Source organism: Paenibacillus sp. SAF-068, assembly GCF_051967555.1.
In the GTDB taxonomy this organism is placed as follows: Bacteria; Bacillota; Bacilli; order Paenibacillales; family Paenibacillaceae; genus Paenibacillus.
Window position 1 is genome coordinate 1 of the sequence record NZ_JBQCJX010000010.1, and the last position, 15,836, is coordinate 15,836.

17 protein-coding genes are annotated in these 15,836 nt (G+C 47.6%); 1 reads left to right on the forward strand and 16 read right to left on the reverse strand.

Annotated elements, in window-relative coordinates; genetic code table 11:
* Positions 1 to 191 precede the first annotated feature (191 nt).
* Entirely contained in the window at positions 192 to 743 is a 552-nt protein-coding gene (locus ACTHPG_RS26985) for a hypothetical protein (RefSeq protein ID WP_440392439.1), read from the reverse strand.
* An 87-nt stretch (positions 744 to 830) separates the two neighbouring features.
* Here ACTHPG_RS26985 and ACTHPG_RS26990 point away from each other — a divergent pair, with 87 nt between their 5' ends.
* Positions 831 to 1,421 (forward strand): TetR/AcrR family transcriptional regulator, encoded by a 591-nt coding sequence (locus tag ACTHPG_RS26990; protein WP_440392440.1) that lies wholly within the window; start codon positions 831 to 833, stop codon positions 1,419 to 1,421.
* An 84-nt stretch (positions 1,422 to 1,505) separates the two neighbouring features.
* Here ACTHPG_RS26990 and ACTHPG_RS26995 read toward each other — a convergent pair whose 3' ends face one another.
* From ACTHPG_RS26995 to ACTHPG_RS27065, 15 genes are all read right to left on the reverse strand, one after another.
* Complete coding sequence (locus tag ACTHPG_RS26995) at positions 1,506 to 2,843, reverse strand: TrkH family potassium uptake protein (protein WP_440392441.1); 1,338 nt, start codon at positions 2,841 to 2,843, stop codon at positions 1,506 to 1,508.
* Between the two features lie 203 nt (positions 2,844 to 3,046).
* A complete protein-coding gene (gene lysS / locus ACTHPG_RS27000; protein ID WP_440392442.1) occupies positions 3,047 to 4,558 on the reverse strand; it encodes a lysine--tRNA ligase in 1,512 nt (503 codons plus the stop codon).
* A 119-nt stretch (positions 4,559 to 4,677) separates the two neighbouring features.
* Positions 4,678 to 5,157, reverse strand: coding sequence for a transcription elongation factor GreA (gene greA / locus ACTHPG_RS27005; protein WP_076216743.1), 480 nt, complete (start codon positions 5,155 to 5,157; stop codon positions 4,678 to 4,680).
* Positions 5,158 to 5,408: 251 nt separating this feature from the next.
* The gene (gene dusB, locus ACTHPG_RS27010) at positions 5,409 to 6,428 is read right to left on the reverse strand and encodes a tRNA dihydrouridine synthase DusB (protein WP_440392443.1); all 1,020 of its coding nucleotides are present in this window, start codon (positions 6,426 to 6,428) and stop codon (positions 5,409 to 5,411) included.
* A 99-nt stretch (positions 6,429 to 6,527) separates the two neighbouring features.
* On the reverse strand, positions 6,528 to 6,722 hold the full coding sequence (locus tag ACTHPG_RS27015) for a helix-turn-helix domain-containing protein (RefSeq protein WP_440392476.1): 195 nt from the start codon (positions 6,720 to 6,722) through the stop codon (positions 6,528 to 6,530).
* Positions 6,683 to 7,231 (reverse strand): 2-amino-4-hydroxy-6-hydroxymethyldihydropteridine diphosphokinase, encoded by a 549-nt coding sequence (gene folK, locus ACTHPG_RS27020; RefSeq protein WP_440392444.1) that lies wholly within the window; start codon positions 7,229 to 7,231, stop codon positions 6,683 to 6,685. Before folK ends, ACTHPG_RS27015 begins: the two co-directional genes overlap by 40 nt.
* A gap of 12 nt (positions 7,232 to 7,243) precedes the next feature.
* Entirely contained in the window at positions 7,244 to 7,606 is a 363-nt protein-coding gene (gene folB, locus ACTHPG_RS27025) for a dihydroneopterin aldolase (protein WP_339238951.1), read from the reverse strand.
* A gap of 81 nt (positions 7,607 to 7,687) precedes the next feature.
* Positions 7,688 to 8,551, reverse strand: coding sequence for a dihydropteroate synthase (gene folP, locus ACTHPG_RS27030; protein ID WP_440392445.1), 864 nt, complete (start codon positions 8,549 to 8,551; stop codon positions 7,688 to 7,690).
* Positions 8,548 to 9,432 (reverse strand): aminotransferase class IV, encoded by an 885-nt coding sequence (locus tag ACTHPG_RS27035; protein WP_440392446.1) that lies wholly within the window; start codon positions 9,430 to 9,432, stop codon positions 8,548 to 8,550. Before ACTHPG_RS27035 ends, folP begins: the two co-directional genes overlap by 4 nt.
* A 1-nt stretch (position 9,433) precedes the next feature.
* Positions 9,434 to 10,009, reverse strand: a complete 576-nt coding sequence (pabA, locus tag ACTHPG_RS27040; protein WP_036606106.1) for an aminodeoxychorismate/anthranilate synthase component II — start codon at positions 10,007 to 10,009, stop codon at positions 9,434 to 9,436.
* A 49-nt stretch (positions 10,010 to 10,058) separates the two neighbouring features.
* Positions 10,059 to 11,672, reverse strand: coding sequence for an anthranilate synthase component I family protein (locus tag ACTHPG_RS27045; protein ID WP_440392447.1), 1,614 nt, complete (start codon positions 11,670 to 11,672; stop codon positions 10,059 to 10,061).
* 140 nt (positions 11,673 to 11,812) lie between these two features.
* Positions 11,813 to 12,751 carry a cysteine synthase A gene (gene cysK / locus ACTHPG_RS27050; RefSeq protein ID WP_440392448.1) on the reverse strand — a complete coding sequence of 313 codons (939 nt, stop codon included), beginning with the start codon at positions 12,749 to 12,751 and terminating at the stop codon, positions 11,813 to 11,815.
* A gap of 344 nt (positions 12,752 to 13,095) precedes the next feature.
* Positions 13,096 to 14,046 carry a peptidyl-prolyl cis-trans isomerase gene (locus ACTHPG_RS27055; protein ID WP_440392449.1) on the reverse strand — a complete coding sequence of 317 codons (951 nt, stop codon included), beginning with the start codon at positions 14,044 to 14,046 and terminating at the stop codon, positions 13,096 to 13,098.
* 23 nt (positions 14,047 to 14,069) lie between these two features.
* Positions 14,070 to 14,957, reverse strand: a complete 888-nt coding sequence (gene hslO / locus ACTHPG_RS27060) for an Hsp33 family molecular chaperone HslO (RefSeq protein ID WP_440392450.1) — start codon at positions 14,955 to 14,957, stop codon at positions 14,070 to 14,072.
* A 103-nt stretch (positions 14,958 to 15,060) separates the two neighbouring features.
* Complete coding sequence (locus tag ACTHPG_RS27065; protein ID WP_440392451.1) at positions 15,061 to 15,831, reverse strand: type III pantothenate kinase; 771 nt, start codon at positions 15,829 to 15,831, stop codon at positions 15,061 to 15,063.
* Positions 15,832 to 15,836 lie beyond the last annotated feature (5 nt).

A 15,836-nucleotide genomic window follows, 5' to 3' on the forward strand; every position in this document is an offset into this window, starting at 1 on the left:
TCGAAGCTTATTTCATTTGCTTGCCGCACCGTGTAAACTGTGTTTTCTTGGCCGGAATTAGAATATACCATGTACAGGTTTTGAATGCAAGTCTTTTTTTGAAACTACATTAACAAGCGGTTTGATCTAATACAGACGTACATATGGTACTCTTCCAACTTAGCAAGTTCATACGCACGTCCATTTTCACTTTAATGTTTAACATTCCTAGCAGGAACCTTTCTTGGCCATAAACTGTAACTAAAGCTGATCAGAAAATCGATTCCGAGTATTATTCCCCACACTCTGATCAGATTATTGAAGGCAGCTGTACGTTCAGCATCTCCAATCCACCATATCATGACGAATAAAAAAGCACTTCCTATAGCCCAAGCCAATAGATGTCTGAACCATCCACTACGTTCACGACTCGCATGTTCTCTACCATATAACTTGTTGCTGCGAGGATTCTCTCCACCCTTGAACCAATATAGGAAGTATCGATCAGCCCAAGCGATCATCTGATGACCATAAGCAATACTTGCTCCTATATACACCGCAGCTATACCATGAATCATACTTGCTTTAGCTCCTCGCTGTAGATCCATAACTGTAGCTACCAACAATAACAGATCGATAACCGGCGTCGCCATTAACAAACTGATGCCTAACCGCTTCATGCCAAGGAGATACCTGACACTCAGACCCCCAAACACAAACACCCAAAAGGCAATCTCACAACCTATAATGAAATAACCAATCATATCAGCCTCTCCTTTTTATGATACAAATGTATTAAATACAATTTAGCACGTGTGTACTGTAATAATCAACAATGATATAATGTGGCTATGCCTAAAATTGTTGATCATGATAAACAGCGCGTGCTCGTGGCCGAGGCAACTTGGCGTATTATACGAAGAGATGGCATGGAACAAACCTCTGTTCGGAATATCGCTGAAGAAGCTGGAATTTCGGTTGGCTCAATGCGCCACTACTTTTCTACACAATCGGAACTACTACTATATGCCATGAATCTGGTATCCGAACGGGTATCCCATCGAGTCCAAAAAATGTCCTTTACCGGCTCTCCCATGGACAATATGAAATGCCTTTTGCTCGAATTCTTACCAAACACGGAAGAAAAACTGGCCGAAATGGAGGTGTGGTACGCTTTTACAGCCAGATCGAAAACCGATCCTACACTCAAAGAACTTGCTAATACCGTATATGATGAACTCAGACAAGCTGTAGGCTCTGTTATCACCTACTTGATAAAGCTCGACCTCTCCAGACCCGATCTGGACAAAGAACTGGAGATTGAAAGATTGTATGCACTCGTGGATGGCTTAGGCATACATACCGTGCTTAGACCGGATCAGATGAATGCCAAACTTATGGACGATGTTCTCACTTTGCATCTTGCTTCCTTGTGCCGTTAAACCAAAAAAACCGCAGCACATTCGTGTGACTAAGGCCCGTTACGATAACAGGAGTTAGTTCTGAATGTCTGACGGTTTTTCTTTTTATCCGATAATGATCCGGCCCTCCGGATGACGATACAGTTTCTTCTCTTTGCGCGGACGAAGGGCATATGCGATGGTTAATGGCCCAATCCGACCTACAAACATGGTAAAGGTAATAATGATTTTTCCCCAATTGGTCAACTCATCAGTCACTCCCACGGAGAGGCCCACGGTACCGATTGCGGATGCAGCTTCAAACATCAGTGAAAGGAATGGCGCATCCTCAGTCGTAAGCAGAAGCATCACCACGATCATGAATATGATCAGAGAAACCATAATAATGGTCAACGCCCTCATCAGCAGTTCTTTCGGAACACGCTGGCGGAAAAATACAATATCCTTATTCCCCCGAATCATGGCATACACTGCACCAATCATGATCAGGAATGTAGTCGTTTTAATTCCGCCCCCGGTTGAGCCTGGGGAAGCCCCGATAAACATCAGCAGAATGAAGAAGAATTGGGTGGCCTGCCTCATCTCTGTAATATCGATTGTACTCGTTCCCGACGAACGTGTAGAGACAGACTGGAAGAAGGATGCATAGATCTTCTCGCTCCAGGTGAGTGAAGCCAGTGTATGTCCATTGGTAAATTCGAAAACAAACAACACAATCGCTCCTATACCAATCAGTGCCCCCGAGACAGACAGCACAAGTTTGGACTGGAGGGATAGGCGCCTACGTTTGCGATACTCAAAAAGATCATTTAACACAACGAAACCCAATCCACCAGAGACAACAAGAACAGAAGCAGTGAAATTGAATATCCAATCTCCGGTGTAATATTGAAAGCTATTGCCGAACAGATCGAAGCCCCCATTATTAAACAGTGAAACGGAATGGAATATTCCATAGTACACAGCCTGCCCCAATGGCATCTCCGTTGCCCAGCGCAGCGCCAGTATGACAGCAGCTACGCCTTCAATGGTAAAGGAGAAAATCAACACCTTCCGGATAATGCGTACAATCCCTTCCATACTGTCTGCATTAATGGCTTCTTTGAGTAATAGCCTGTCCTTGAGTGAGATTCGTTTGCCCAATACTAGCGCAAAAAGGGTAGCCATGGTCATGAAGCCGAGTCCACCGAGCTGCATTAATACCATAATGACGATCTGACCAAACAAATTAAACGTAGTCCCTACATCCACAACGACAAGTCCAGTCACACATGCGGCAGAGGTTGATGTAAAGAGCGCGTCAATAAACGCCAAATGCACACCGCTTTGGTTGGAGATCGGCAACATGAGAAGCACTGTTCCAATCGCAATGATAAGCAGAAAACCACCGACCAGGATTAACGGAGGGGATAAAAATTTGGCAAAGTGAAGCCTGAACTTCATGAAGGGCACCTCTTTTAACAAAATACGAACAGGTTAGTCTAACTTAAATCAAAGACGCAGTTCCACCATAATGGCGTGCTGAGAACACGGCGTTCTGACAAACTTTATTTTCGCGCCTATGTAAACCTAAAGAGGAACTTGCCTCAGCATCATACTGAACGGCAGGTTCCTCTTCTATTATGAACGTATAATACGTTCCTTATTTAATCTTGCGTACGAGGACGCATGTGTGGGAAGAGCAGTACGTCACGAATCGAAGGGGAGTTGGTAAGCAGCATGATCAGGCGATCAACCCCGATTCCCAATCCACCTGTCGGTGGCATACCATATTCAAGCGCACGGATGAAATCATCATCCATCTCATGAGCTTCGTCGTTCCCATGTTCCTTCTCCAGCATCTGTGCTTCAAAGCGCTGACGTTGATCGATTGGATCATTCAGCTCTGTGAACGCATTGGCATGCTCGCGTCCAACGATGAACAATTCGAAGCGATCCGTGAAGCGCGGGTCTACATCATTTTTCTTCGCCAGCGGTGAGATTTCAAGAGGGTGTCCCGTGATGAATGTCGGTTGAATCAACGTCTCTTCCACAAATTCCTCAAAGAACGCATTCAGAATATGACCGAATGTCATATGTTTTTCAACCGGAACCTTATGTTCCTTCGCCAAGCTATGTGCTTCCTCATCGGTCATGTGAACAGAGAAGTCTACGCCCACAACTTCTTTAACTGCATCCACCATCGAAACACGACGCCACTGCGGCGTAAGATCTACTTCATAATCTCCATACTGGATTACTTGCGTACCCAGCACTTCCTGTGCAATATGAGCTACCAGGTTCTCCGTCAATTGCATAATATCCTTGTAGTCGGCATACGCCTCATACAATTCAATCATTGTGAACTCCGGATTGTGACGTGTGGACATACCTTCATTCCGATATACACGGCCGATCTCATATACCTTCTCCAGTCCGCCAACAATCAGACGTTTCAGGTGAAGCTCGATCGCAATCCGCATGTACAGTTCCATATCCAGCGCATTGTGATGCGTGATAAACGGACGTGCTGCTGCTCCTCCTGCGATGGTATGCAACGTAGGTGTTTCCACTTCCAGATATCCAAGGGAATCCAGGTAACGACGCATCGATTGAATGATTTTGGAACGTGCGATAAAGGTCTGTTGTACGTCCGGGCTCATAATCAGGTCAACATAACGCTGGCGGTAACGCAGCTCTACGTCGGTGAGGCCATGGAATTTATCCGGAAGCGGATAGAGCGATTTGGACAGCACTTCAAGATCTTTAACTTTGACAGAAGTTTCACCTGTTTTGGTCTTAAAGATCACGCCAGTTACCCCAACGATATCGCCAAGGTCCAGCAGGCTGAATGCCGCATACTTGTCTTCAGGCACGGTATCCTGACGAACATAGATCTGGATTCTGCCGCTCAGGTCCTGAATATGTGCAAAGCTAGCTTTACCCATTCCCCGCTTCGCCATAATCCGTCCGGCAATACTGACTTCGATGTGCTTCTCTTCCAGCTCTTCCTTGGTCAGTTCTTCATACTTCTTCAGAATGGAGCCGGCTTCTTCGTTACGTACGTATTTTTGGCCAAAAGGGTCGATTCCCAATTTGCGGAGCTCGTCCAATTTGTCACGGCGAATTTGTAAAAGCTCGCTAAGTTCGGTTTCCTGATTCAAGACTTCATCCGTCATGATCTGTATTCATCTCCTTATTTACATTGCAGGCATCGCGTGAGGACACTCTTCTTCCTCAAATGTTGAAAAAGCTCCCCTAAGGAAGCTTTTGTTTACCGTGCCCAACTGCTTCGTTGCTATAGCTTTTTAATATCTACAATTTTATATTGAATTACGCCAGCAGGTACACTTACATCAACCACTGTACCGTTTTTCTTGCCCAGGATCGCTTTACCGACCGGACTTTCGTTTGAGATCTTGTTCTGAAGCGGGTTAGACTCAGCAGATCCTACAATGGTATATTCTGTGATGTCGCCGAATTCCAAATCTTCTACAGTAACTGTGGCACCTACACTTACAACATCCGTATCAATCTCATCACTGTTAATGATGCGTGCGTTCCGAAGCATTTTCTCCAAAGTAATAATACGACCTTCAATGAAAGCCTGTTCGTTCTTTGCATCTTCGTACTCAGAGTTCTCACTGATATCTCCATAACCGATGGCTACCTTAATCCGTTCAGCCACTTCGCGGCGCTTCACTGATTTCAATGTTTCCAGTTCTTCTTCCAGCTTCTTAAGTCCCTCTGGTGTAAGGATAACTTCCTTGTCGCTCATCTCAACCGATTCTCCTGTCATGGGAATAATTTGATTGTACGGCAACGGAATCAGTGCTGATTACAGAGCTCCGCCCGCATACATCTTCAAAACTATATGAAGTTCTCCAGAGAAATAGAATATTCCTCCTGATGACTAGCCTTTAATTAACGCACATGGCGAATTTATACTGTGAAATTATAGGGGAACGGTCTCGAAAAGTCAATGTTACGCCCCCTGTAGCTGTAAACGTTTTATAGCTATGTTAATAATTAAGATGCATTTCCGGCAATTACCGGTTCTGATTCCAAATTACCCTCGCTTTTCAGCTGACCTACAAAGTTCTCGAGAATCTGTACCATCTCATCCCGTTTGGTTCCTTCCATAATAACGTCCTTAATACGGGCAGATCCTTTTAAGCCTTTCAGATACCAAGCCAGATGTTTACGCATCTCACGTACGGCAACCGTCTCATTCTTCAATGCAATCAGGCGATCCATATGCAGAATGGCAACACGGATCTTCTCTTCGCCATTCGGGTCAGGAAGCAATTCTCCTGTGCTTAAGTATTGAATGGTACGATACAGCATCCATGGGTTACCCAGGGCGGCACGACCGATCATCACTCCATCACAACCCGTTTCATCCAGCATACGGCGTGCATCCTCTGGTGTATGGACATCGCCATTACCAATCACCGGAATAGAGACAGCCTCTTTTACATCTTTGATGTGTGACCAGTCAGCTGTACCTGTGTAAAGTTGCTCACGTGTACGACCGTGCACACTTACCGCCTGTCCACCCGCACGTTCAACCGCGAGCGCATTTTCCACCGCGAAGATGTGTTCGTTATCCCAGCCAATCCGCATCTTAACCGTCACCGGTTTCTCCACTGCACCTACTACAGCAGATACCATCTCATAGATCTTGTTCGGATCAAGCAACCAACGTGCACCTGCATCACATTTCGTTACCTTTGGCACAGGGCATCCCATGTTGATGTCGATGATATCGGCATTGGTTTCTTTGTCCACGATTTTGGCTGCTTCTATGAGGGAATCACGATCTCCCCCAAAAATCTGAAGGCTCAGCGGTTTCTCACGCTCATCTACAAACAACATCTCACGTGTACGCTGGTTGCCATGGACAATGGCTTTGCCACTCACCATCTCCGCGCACACGAGGCCTGTTCCAAATTCTTTTGCGATCAAACGAAAAGCCGGATTACATACGCCAGCCATCGGCGCAAGCACGACCTGGTTTTTCATTTCAATGCCACCAATGTTAAGCACGGTAGTCGTTTCACTCCTTTTTTGATTCTGTATAATCAACGATATAAAATTCGATCAATGTCTTGGTTGGTTGTTGTAACATGACGAAACCGAAACGGTCTACTTGCCCTGCAACTCCTCAGTACTGATTGCCAGCACACCTGCAATCCGGTCCAGCTCTTGCTGGGATATCTTACGGTTTCCCCGCTCAATGGTTCCCAGAATGGCGAGCGAGATGCCGGTCTCGGCAGCAAGTTCATGTTGTGTTAAACCTTTCAGCTTCCGGAATGCCCGGATTCGATTGGCCAATTGCATGTTTTCCAAAGCTGTATTCCATCCTTTCCATCCAGTACAGACAACGATGAGTGTACAAAGGTATACAAACCTGAAACCTCGCCCTCCGGTACGATATCCGACAGTGGCACCAGTACAAAAGCTCGTTCTCCCATACGGGGATGAGGCAATTGAAGCAATTCGGTATCTCGCGTCTCACCGTGCATCCAGAGCAGATCCAGATCAACGGTGCGCGGTCCCCAGCGAATATCACGAACACGTCCAAGCCGATTCTCGATATCCAGTAATTCCGTAAGCAACTGCTCCGGTGTCAGCATCACCTGTACGGCGACTGCCATATTCAGAAACGCAGGCTGATCTACATATCCTACGGGTTCCGTCTCATATAGTGCAGAACAACGCAGAACGGATATATGAGGGTGTTCATCCAGCAAAGACAATGCTTCAAACAGCGTCTGTTCCCGGTCACCCAAATTGGCCCCTAAAGCAATATAAGCCTCTGAGGATTCAGAGGTCGAATGTGCAATCATGATCATCGGTTCTCACTTTCTTGTGCGTCGAAGCTCTACCGTTACGCCCTCAAAATGAATATCGAATGGCGGATGTGGCTTCGTCACCTTGACTGTCAATGCATTGATAATAGTATAAGTGTCTAGTAAAGAAGATGCAATATGTTCGCCCAAAGCTTCAATTAACTGGAATGATTTATTTTCAACGATCTGTTTGACCAGTTCATGGATCTCCGCATAATTGATCGTTTTGGTCAGATCATCGTTACGTCCAGCCTCACTCAGGTCCATATCAATCTCCAGATCAATATAATAACGTGCCCCTAGCTTCCGCTCCTCGGCAAATACACCGTGATAACCGTAATACTCCATGCGATGCATAACCATTCTATCCATACGTCCGCCTGCCCTCTATAATAATGAAATTTTTGAAAAACGCTGCACTTCAACTGGACGGGCCATTCGGACCCGCCAGCCTTATTTCCTCCGTAGCCCCGGAGATGCATATAACATGGCATCACACATGTCTGCCGTCCGCCGAATCGGCTTCACATCATGAACCCGAACCATCTGACAGCCTTGGGCAATGCCGAAGGCAACGGTCGCAGCCGTTCCTTCCAGCGCATCATCCGCACCAACATCCAAAGTGTTCTGGATGAATCTTTTACGTGAAGTGGCTAGCAGAACCGGATAACCCATTTCATTGAGCAAACCGAGTGATGACATGAGCTTCAGATTTTCTGTGAGATCCTTTACGAATCCAATGCCCGGGTCCAGAACAATCTGATCTGCTTTCACGCCCGCTCCCAGTGCAAGTTGAATACTCTCCTGTAAGTCGCTCACGACATCACTCAGATAATCGGTATAGTTTCGCTCCTGCCGATTATGCATCAATATGATGGGACACCCCAGCTCTGCTGCCGTGCGGGCCATATCCGGATCTGCCTTGGCACCCCACACATCATTAATGATATGGGCACCGGCCAGAATAGCTTGACGTGCAACATCGGCCTTATACGTATCTACCGATATCGGTATGTGTGGGGCTTGCTGATGCAATGCTTCAATAACCGGAATGATCCGGCTCAGCTCTTCATCGGCACCCACGACATCTGAACCTGGACGGGTGGACTCTCCGCCGATATCAATCAGGTCCGCTCCGTCCTCCATCATCTGCTTGGCATGGGCAACTGCCCGTTCCACGTTGGTATAATGTCCACCATCCGAGAATGAGTCAGGCGTGACGTTAAGAATGCCCATAATCTGTGTTCTTGCACCCAACTTCAACTCAGCTGGCCCCCATACATAGTTCCGTTCATAGATGACAGGTGTAAGTGTCATGAAGTATACCCCGCTTTCTGCCGATACATACCCAGAAGAACTGCTGTAACCGGGCCTATATATCCGTTGCTGATTATCGTTTCAGTACCATTCTGATCCCGCAGAGTCGTAACCGGAACCAGCTCTGCCACCGAGCCAGTTAGAAATATCTCATCTGCTTGCAGGAGTTCCTCCCAGGCAGCTAACGTCTCTATACAAGGAATTCCTTGCTGCATGGCGATCTCAAGTACCACAGCTCTCGTGATGCCCGGCAGAATGCCTGTTGAAAGTGCTGGCGTGTAGAGCACATTTTCCCGTATCCAAAATATATTGCTGACAATACCCTCAGCGACATACCCATCACGGGTTAATTGTAGCCCTTCTGCCCCCTGCACATCCTGCCCATATCCGTTCAGCTCCCGTTTCGCCAGAATGCTGTTCATGTAATGCAGCGACTTGAACCGAACTTCACCCTCGGGTGTATTGCGTGGCGTAGTCAACCGTTGAAGCATTTTGCCACTCTCATATAAAGAGGAAGAGGGTTCAGGTAATGCTTTTGCTAGCACAATATGATTTGGCTTCGAATAATCACCAGAGGGTAAGCCTAGCGGTGCTTCACCCGCAGATACCGTATATCGCACGTATGCTTCTCGAAGTCCATTCTCCTGCATCAAACGCTGAATCCAATCTGTCACTTCTGCCGTTGTCGTTGTAAAAGGGATGCCCAGTTCTTCACACCCGGAAGCCATCCGCTCCAGATGCCGTTCCAGTAGAAAAGGGATGCCCTGATAAGTCCGAAACGTCTCAAACAATCCAAGTCCGTACAAAAAGCCGTGATCCGTTACAGGAACCACAGCTGCCGCCATATGAACCAACTCTCCGTTTATCGCGGCATATTGCATCTTATACCTTCACTTGTTGGGACAGGAAGTTGCGAAGCATCTGATGACCGTGATCTGTAATAATCGATTCCGGGTGGAATTGAACCCCTTCAATCGCATATTCTTTATGGCGCAGACCCATAATTTCACCTTCAGCTGTCTCAGCTGTAATCTCCAGGCAGTCGGGCAGACTGCTGCGCTCTACAATAAGTGAATGATAACGGGTAGCTGTAAATGGGGATGGCAATCCGGCAAATACCGATGTTCCATTGTGGTGCATCTCGGATGTTTTGCCGTGCATCATGCGCTCCGCACGAATGACATTGCCCCCAAACGCCTGTCCAATGGACTGATGTCCCAGACATACACCAAAGATCGGAATGCTTCCCTTGAAATGATCAATGACTGCCAGGCTGATGCCCGCTTCATTGGGTGTACACGGGCCCGGAGAGATCAGAATATGATCAGGTGCCAGTGCTTCTATGCCTGCCAAATCAATCTCATCGTTGCGGCGAACTTCCACCGTCTCACCCAGTTCACCCAGATATTGAACCAGGTTGTACGTGAAGGAATCGTAATTATCGATAACCAGTATCATATGCCTGCTCCTCCTCATCTTCCGTCAATCAAGTGACGGTTGCTTCGTTTTATTTTAGTTCAACAGCTTCCGTTCGTTTCGCTTCTTCTTGTTCAATAACCCTGCTTGCTTCCGCTTCCTCGCTGTAATTCACAGCTCTCATCATCGCTCTTGCCTTGTTGCGGCATTCCTTGTACTCCCGATATGGATCGGAATCAATGACAATTCCTGCACCGGCCTGGACATAACCAATACCATCCTTGATGGCAAGCGTACGAATGACAATGTTCAATTCCATATTCCCACTGTAATCCATCCACCCGATCGAACCCGTATAAGGTCCACGACGCACAGGCTCAAGCTCCTCGATGATCTCCATGGTGCGGACTTTGGGCGCTCCGGTAATCGTTCCACCCGGGAATGTCGCAGCAATCACATCAAATACGGATAAGCCTTCTGCCAGTCTGCCTTCCACCTGAGAGACGAGATGCATGACATGGGAATACTTCTCGATGGTCATCAATTCAGGCACATGAACCGAACCGTAGGCTGCAATCCGTCCGATATCATTACGTTCCAGATCGACGAGCATAATATGCTCCGCCCGTTCCTTCTCACTACCCAGCAGTTCATCCGCCATAGCCTTATCCTCTGCCTCATCACGGCCCCTTCTTCGGGTTCCTGCAATGGGGCGTGCACTGACCTTACCATTCTCCACTTTGACCAGCAACTCGGGAGATCCACTTACTAGCTGAAAGTCTGGACTACGCAGCATACCCATATACGGTGATGGATTCACGAGGCGCAGCCATTCATAAATATGCTCAGCGCTCGAATGAAGCCGTTTCTCCTGTCTCAAGGACAGATTCACCTGGAACACATCGCCCTGCCTGATATATTCCTGTACCGTGCGTACAGCCTGTTCAAAGTCCTTCTGTGGAAAAGAGGTTTCCCACCCTTCGGATTCCCTTTCCGCATCTTCCGGCTGTGGTGTGCGATTGACCTGCTTGTTGCGGCGTTCCAGCGCCTGTTGTTGTTCCTCGGCCTGTGCAGCCCCCATAATATGAAGCCATCGTTGCTGCATCGCTACCGCTCGCGTTTCGGCCGCTGCATATAGACCACGGATATCGATTTCGTTCTGATTAGGCTCTATAGCCAGATGAACCATGCAGAAAAGGGTCTGTTGCTGATGGTCGTACGCCCATATTTCCTCAAAACGCATCCACCAATAATCCGGCAAAGCCGGGTTATCTTCAGCCAAGACTGGCAGCTTCTCCAACGATCTGGCTACATCATAACTGAGATAACCTGCGTAGCCCCCCCCAAAGTCTGGGGCCCCAATAACCTTAGGTGCACGATAAGGAGCAGTCCATCTCTTCAATACATCAAGCGGCTTACCGCTGTCCGTCGAGGTGGTTCCTTCTGGTACATCACGAATGACCGCTTCTTGACCCTTCCCAGAAATAACGGATACGGGGTCTAGTCCCAGAAATGTATATCTCCCGCCTTTGCCATTCTCCAACACCATTGCGTATGGTGACGCCTGCTCCCAGGCTGCCTCCCACGATAACGGTAAACCGCCATGATACGGCCCCTCATCCGACTTCGTGATATAGGGCATCATGGTCCAGCCTTGTCCAGCCCACTCCGTCCAGTCGGCGTATGTTGTCATCAGGTGTGTCATTGCGGTGTACCGCCCTCCATCTGTCGCTAGTTCTATTGTCTGATAGTATACTAAAGCGTCGCTCCTTTTAAAAGCATTACGCCAAAAATCCTCCATACCCGTCATGCGGGCAAGGAGGATTGGTTTAGTCATTTGTAGGCTTACGCTTCAAAGTTGTAAAGCGGTGTGCTGAGGTAACGTTCGCCATTACTTGGCACGATTACGACAACGCGTTTGCCAGCACCCAATTGTTTCGCAACCTGAAGACCTGCACGGATTGCTGCACCAGAGGAAATACCGGACAAGATGCCCTCTTCCTTCGCTACCTGGCGAGCCGTCTCGAATGCATCATCATTCTCAATGTGAATGATCTCATCATAGATTTCCTGATCCAGAATCTCAGGGATAAAGTTGGCACCGATCCCCTGGATTTTATGAGGTCCAGGTTTGCCGCCTGCGAGAATTGGCGAAGCTGCTGGCTCAACTGCAACAATTTTAATACCAGGGAAAGCTTCTTTCAGCACTTCACCTGTACCTGTGATTGTTCCGCCTGTACCAATTCCGGCAATGAAAGCATCCAACGTACCGCCCACAGACTGAATTGCGTCAACAATCTCAGGACCAGTCGTTTCACGGTGGATCTTCACGTTGGCTTTATTTTTAAATTGCTCAGCCATGAAATAGGATGGGTTTTCTTTCAGCAGTTCTTCGGCTTTTTTAACAGCACCATTCATACCTTCAGCTCCAGGTGTAAGCACAAGCTCAGCACCATACGCACGAAGCAGGTTGCGACGCTCCAAGCTCATCGTCTCAGGCATTACAATAACGGACTTGTATCCTTTGGCTGCAGCCACCATCGCGAGTCCAATTCCTGTGTTACCACTCGTTGCTTCGATAATGGTATCACCTGGTTTCAGCTTGCCTTCTTTTTCCGCTTCTTCCACAATGCTAATTGCGATACGGTCTTTCACGCTTGAACCTGGATTCTGGTACTCCAGCTTGACGAATACTTCAGCACTGCCTTCAGGTACGATACGGTTCAGACGAACAAGCGGAGTACCTCCGATGAGTTCTGTTACGTTATTAACTACTTTAGCCATATGAATGCCCTCCTTAGTGGATGAATAAAACTTGAGTCCTGTTATCTTATACTGTGCGGCCGATAGCCTCTGGATGTTATAGAAGAACTGCGGAAATCCCGTTGCTCCCGTCCCATAATGCTATGATTTCCAGACAGGGTGAAGGTTTCCGAAAGTTTCTTTGTTCAGAAGTTAATCTTTTATATCCGAGTAAACGAGTAGGTATTTATTATTTTCATCTTATCAACGATAACCCTTATTGTCAATATGAGTACTTAAAAAAAATACCCTGCCTTCGGCTCTAAGGCCGCAGACAGCGTATTTTTATCAAGATGCAACAGTACGAGACAATCTTTTCATTGAAATCAGGAGGCGGGAATCTCGGACAGGATCACAGCTTCATACTTGTTACGCAACATTTGCTCTACTTGCGGCAACGGGTCAGCCTGACTCAGGGCCAATTGCATTCGAATCTCATCCTGAACCTCATCAACCGACTGAACCTGCTGCTCTTCTTTATCATTGAGTCTGATAACAGCATAACCCTCTTCCACTCGAACCGGACCGGCGATATCGCCTACATCCAGCCCGGCGGCGAGTTGAAGGATCTCCTCTGACTGGAACGGATCATTCCGTTCAATCCATCCTAACCTTCCACCAGCATCACGAGAGAAGCTGTCTGTCGATTGCCTGCGGGCAACTTCTTCAAAGTCTTCCCCCTTCTCCAATCCATCCATTAAGGAATCGGCGTCCTCTTCTTCCTTCACTACGATGATGGACAGATCATATTTCTCGGGGGAAACGTAATCCTCACGGTGTTCGGTCCAGTATTGCTCAATATCTGCATCTTTGATCTGTATGCCAATCGTTGCTATTTTCTCAAGCAGCAGCCTGTAGCCGGCTTCCAATTCAAGTTCCTGTTTCGACAGGCCCAATTGGGACTTCATTTCGTCAAAATACGATTTCTCTGAATCGTACCCATCCATTGCGGCCGCAAGTTCTCTTGCAATCTCTTGGGGAGTGACGATCAGCTTGCGTTCAATTGCTTCGGCATATACCGCTTTACGGTTTAACATCTGGAGTAACAACTCACTACCGTAACGCCGTTTTAGCGCATCGGTCCACTCTTTATCCGTGATCACTTCTCCGTTGATCGTGGCTACAGTGCTTCCTTCTTCCGTGTTGGCATCATGGGGGGCATCTGCCTCATCTTTGCCCTGTCTGAGACCATGCATAGCCATCACCGTACCCATAACCAACATGCCCAGCGTCAAGACAATTACAGCCGTCCACAACACTTTTTCCTGTCTTGTCATTCCGCATCCCGTCCCCGCATAGATCAGTTCTTGGCTTGCTCTAGGATGGTCTCAAGTTGTTCTTTGTTAAAATCATAGGCTTCATTACAGAACTGGCAAACCACTTCAGCTCGGCCCTCTTCTTCAATTAATTGCTCCATCTCCGTTTGACCCAGACTGATTAGTGTCTTCTCTACCCGCTCACGTGAACACTCACAGCTAAAATGAATATCCAGTCCTTCCATCACCTGTACATCTGGCAACAATCGGCGGAGCAGCTCTTCCAATTCAAGCCCTTGCTCCAGTAAAGTCGTCACTGGCGGCAACGTGCCAATGGCATTCTCGATCGCCGTGATCTCTTGATCTGTCAATCCCGGCAACAGCTGAATAATGAATCCGCCTGCGACAATTACGGAATTATCCGTATCAACGAGCACACCCACGCCTACAGCAGAAGGTGTTTGCTCCGATTGAGCAAAGTAGTACGTAAAGTCTTCACCAAGTTCTCCTGAAATAATAGGCACACTACCACGATATGGCTCTTTCAATCCCAGGTCTTTCGTTATGTTAATGAAACCTTCCGTTCCAACCGCACCGGCAACGTCCAGTTTCCCCACACTGTTGCTTGGCAGATGTACATGTGGATTAGAAACATATCCTCGTACTTCGCCTTTGGCATTGGCATCGGCTACAATCTGTCCAATTGGACCATCGCCGTTGACTTGTACCGTTAACTTCTCTTCACCTTTGAGCATTGCACCCATAATGGCTGCAGTTGTAACCGTACGCCCCATGGCAGCTGTAGCCGTGGGAAACGTATCGTGTCTTCTGCGTAGTTCCTCAACCAGTTCTGTAGTCTGAATAGCAAAGGCTCTTACCTTTCCATTCATTGCTGTACCACGAATTAACCGGTCATGCTTGTTGTTTTCCAAGTCATTCAGCCTCCTTTGGCGTATCGCCATAATCGTCGTAACACAGAAAAAACGGCACAACACTTAAGCTGTAATCTCAGCCCGCTGTATGCCGTCTCTATGCTCACCTTTCCCGGTTCCGCTCATATATAATACGCAGCCCTTCAAGCGTAAGCAGCGGATCAACTTCCTCTATACTACGGGTTTCTTCTGCGATAAGTGTAGCGAGACCACCCGTCGCGATAACTCGGGGCGTTGCTCCCATCTCCTCGCGAATTCGCTCTACAATACCATCTACCTGTCCTGCATAGCCAAATATAATACCTGCTTGCATAGCATGAATAGTATTACGGCCAATGACCTTTTTGGGTTTCTCCAGCTCTATACGTGGCAGCTTGGATGCCCGCTCATAGAGCGCTTCAGTGGCGATCTGAATGCCCGGCACAATGGCTCCCCCCAGGTAGTGACCTTTCTCGTCAATACAGTCAAAGGTCGTTGCGGTACCGAAATCGACCACGACGAGAGGACCGCCATACTTCTCAACGGCTGCCACTGCATTCACAATACGATCTGCACCCACTTCACGAGGATTCTCGTATCGCAGGTTCAAGCCAGTTTTGATCCCTGGCCCAACGAGCAAAGCTTTTTTGCCTACATATTTCTCACACATCGCTTCGATGACATTCACCAGTGGCGGAACCACAGATGAGATAATGACACCTTCGATGTCACTAGCCCTGATGCCGGACATATGAAATAAATTATAAATCAATACGCCGTATTCATCCACTGTTGACTGACGTGATGTACTCAGACGAAAGTGGTGCAGCAATTCCCGGCCTTGATACACGCCGAGCACCATATTGCTGTTCCCCACGTCTACAACTAGAATCAAAGAGG

Coding starts and splice junctions, on each gene's coding strand:
- ACTHPG_RS26985 (WP_440392439.1), bottom strand. CDS start 743: ATGATTGGTTATTTCATTATAGGTTGTGAGATTGCCTTTTGGGTGTTT.
- ACTHPG_RS26990 (WP_440392440.1), top strand. CDS start 831: ATGCCTAAAATTGTTGATCATGATAAACAGCGCGTGCTCGTGGCCGAG.
- ACTHPG_RS26995 (WP_440392441.1), bottom strand. CDS start 2,843: ATGAAGTTCAGGCTTCACTTTGCCAAATTTTTATCCCCTCCGTTAATC.
- lysS (WP_440392442.1), bottom strand. CDS start 4,558: ATGACGGATGAAGTCTTGAATCAGGAAACCGAACTTAGCGAGCTTTTA.
- greA (WP_076216743.1), bottom strand. CDS start 5,157: ATGAGCGACAAGGAAGTTATCCTTACACCAGAGGGACTTAAGAAGCTG.
- ACTHPG_RS27015 (WP_440392476.1), bottom strand. CDS start 6,722: ATGCAATTGGCCAATCGAATCCGGGCATTCCGGAAGCTGAAAGGTTTA.
- folK (WP_440392444.1), bottom strand. CDS start 7,231: ATGATTGCACATTCGACCTCTGAATCCTCAGAGGCTTATATTGCTTTA.
- folB (WP_339238951.1), bottom strand. CDS start 7,606: ATGGATAGAATGGTTATGCATCGCATGGAGTATTACGGTTATCACGGT.
- folP (WP_440392445.1), bottom strand. CDS start 8,551: ATGACACTTACACCTGTCATCTATGAACGGAACTATGTATGGGGGCCA.
- ACTHPG_RS27035 (WP_440392446.1), bottom strand. CDS start 9,432: ATGCAATATGCCGCGATAAACGGAGAGTTGGTTCATATGGCGGCAGCT.
- pabA (WP_036606106.1), bottom strand. CDS start 10,009: ATGATACTGGTTATCGATAATTACGATTCCTTCACGTACAACCTGGTT.
- ACTHPG_RS27045 (WP_440392447.1), bottom strand. CDS start 11,672: ATGACACACCTGATGACAACATACGCCGACTGGACGGAGTGGGCTGGA.
- cysK (WP_440392448.1), bottom strand. CDS start 12,751: ATGGCTAAAGTAGTTAATAACGTAACAGAACTCATCGGAGGTACTCCG.
- ACTHPG_RS27055 (WP_440392449.1), bottom strand. CDS start 14,046: ATGACAAGACAGGAAAAAGTGTTGTGGACGGCTGTAATTGTCTTGACG.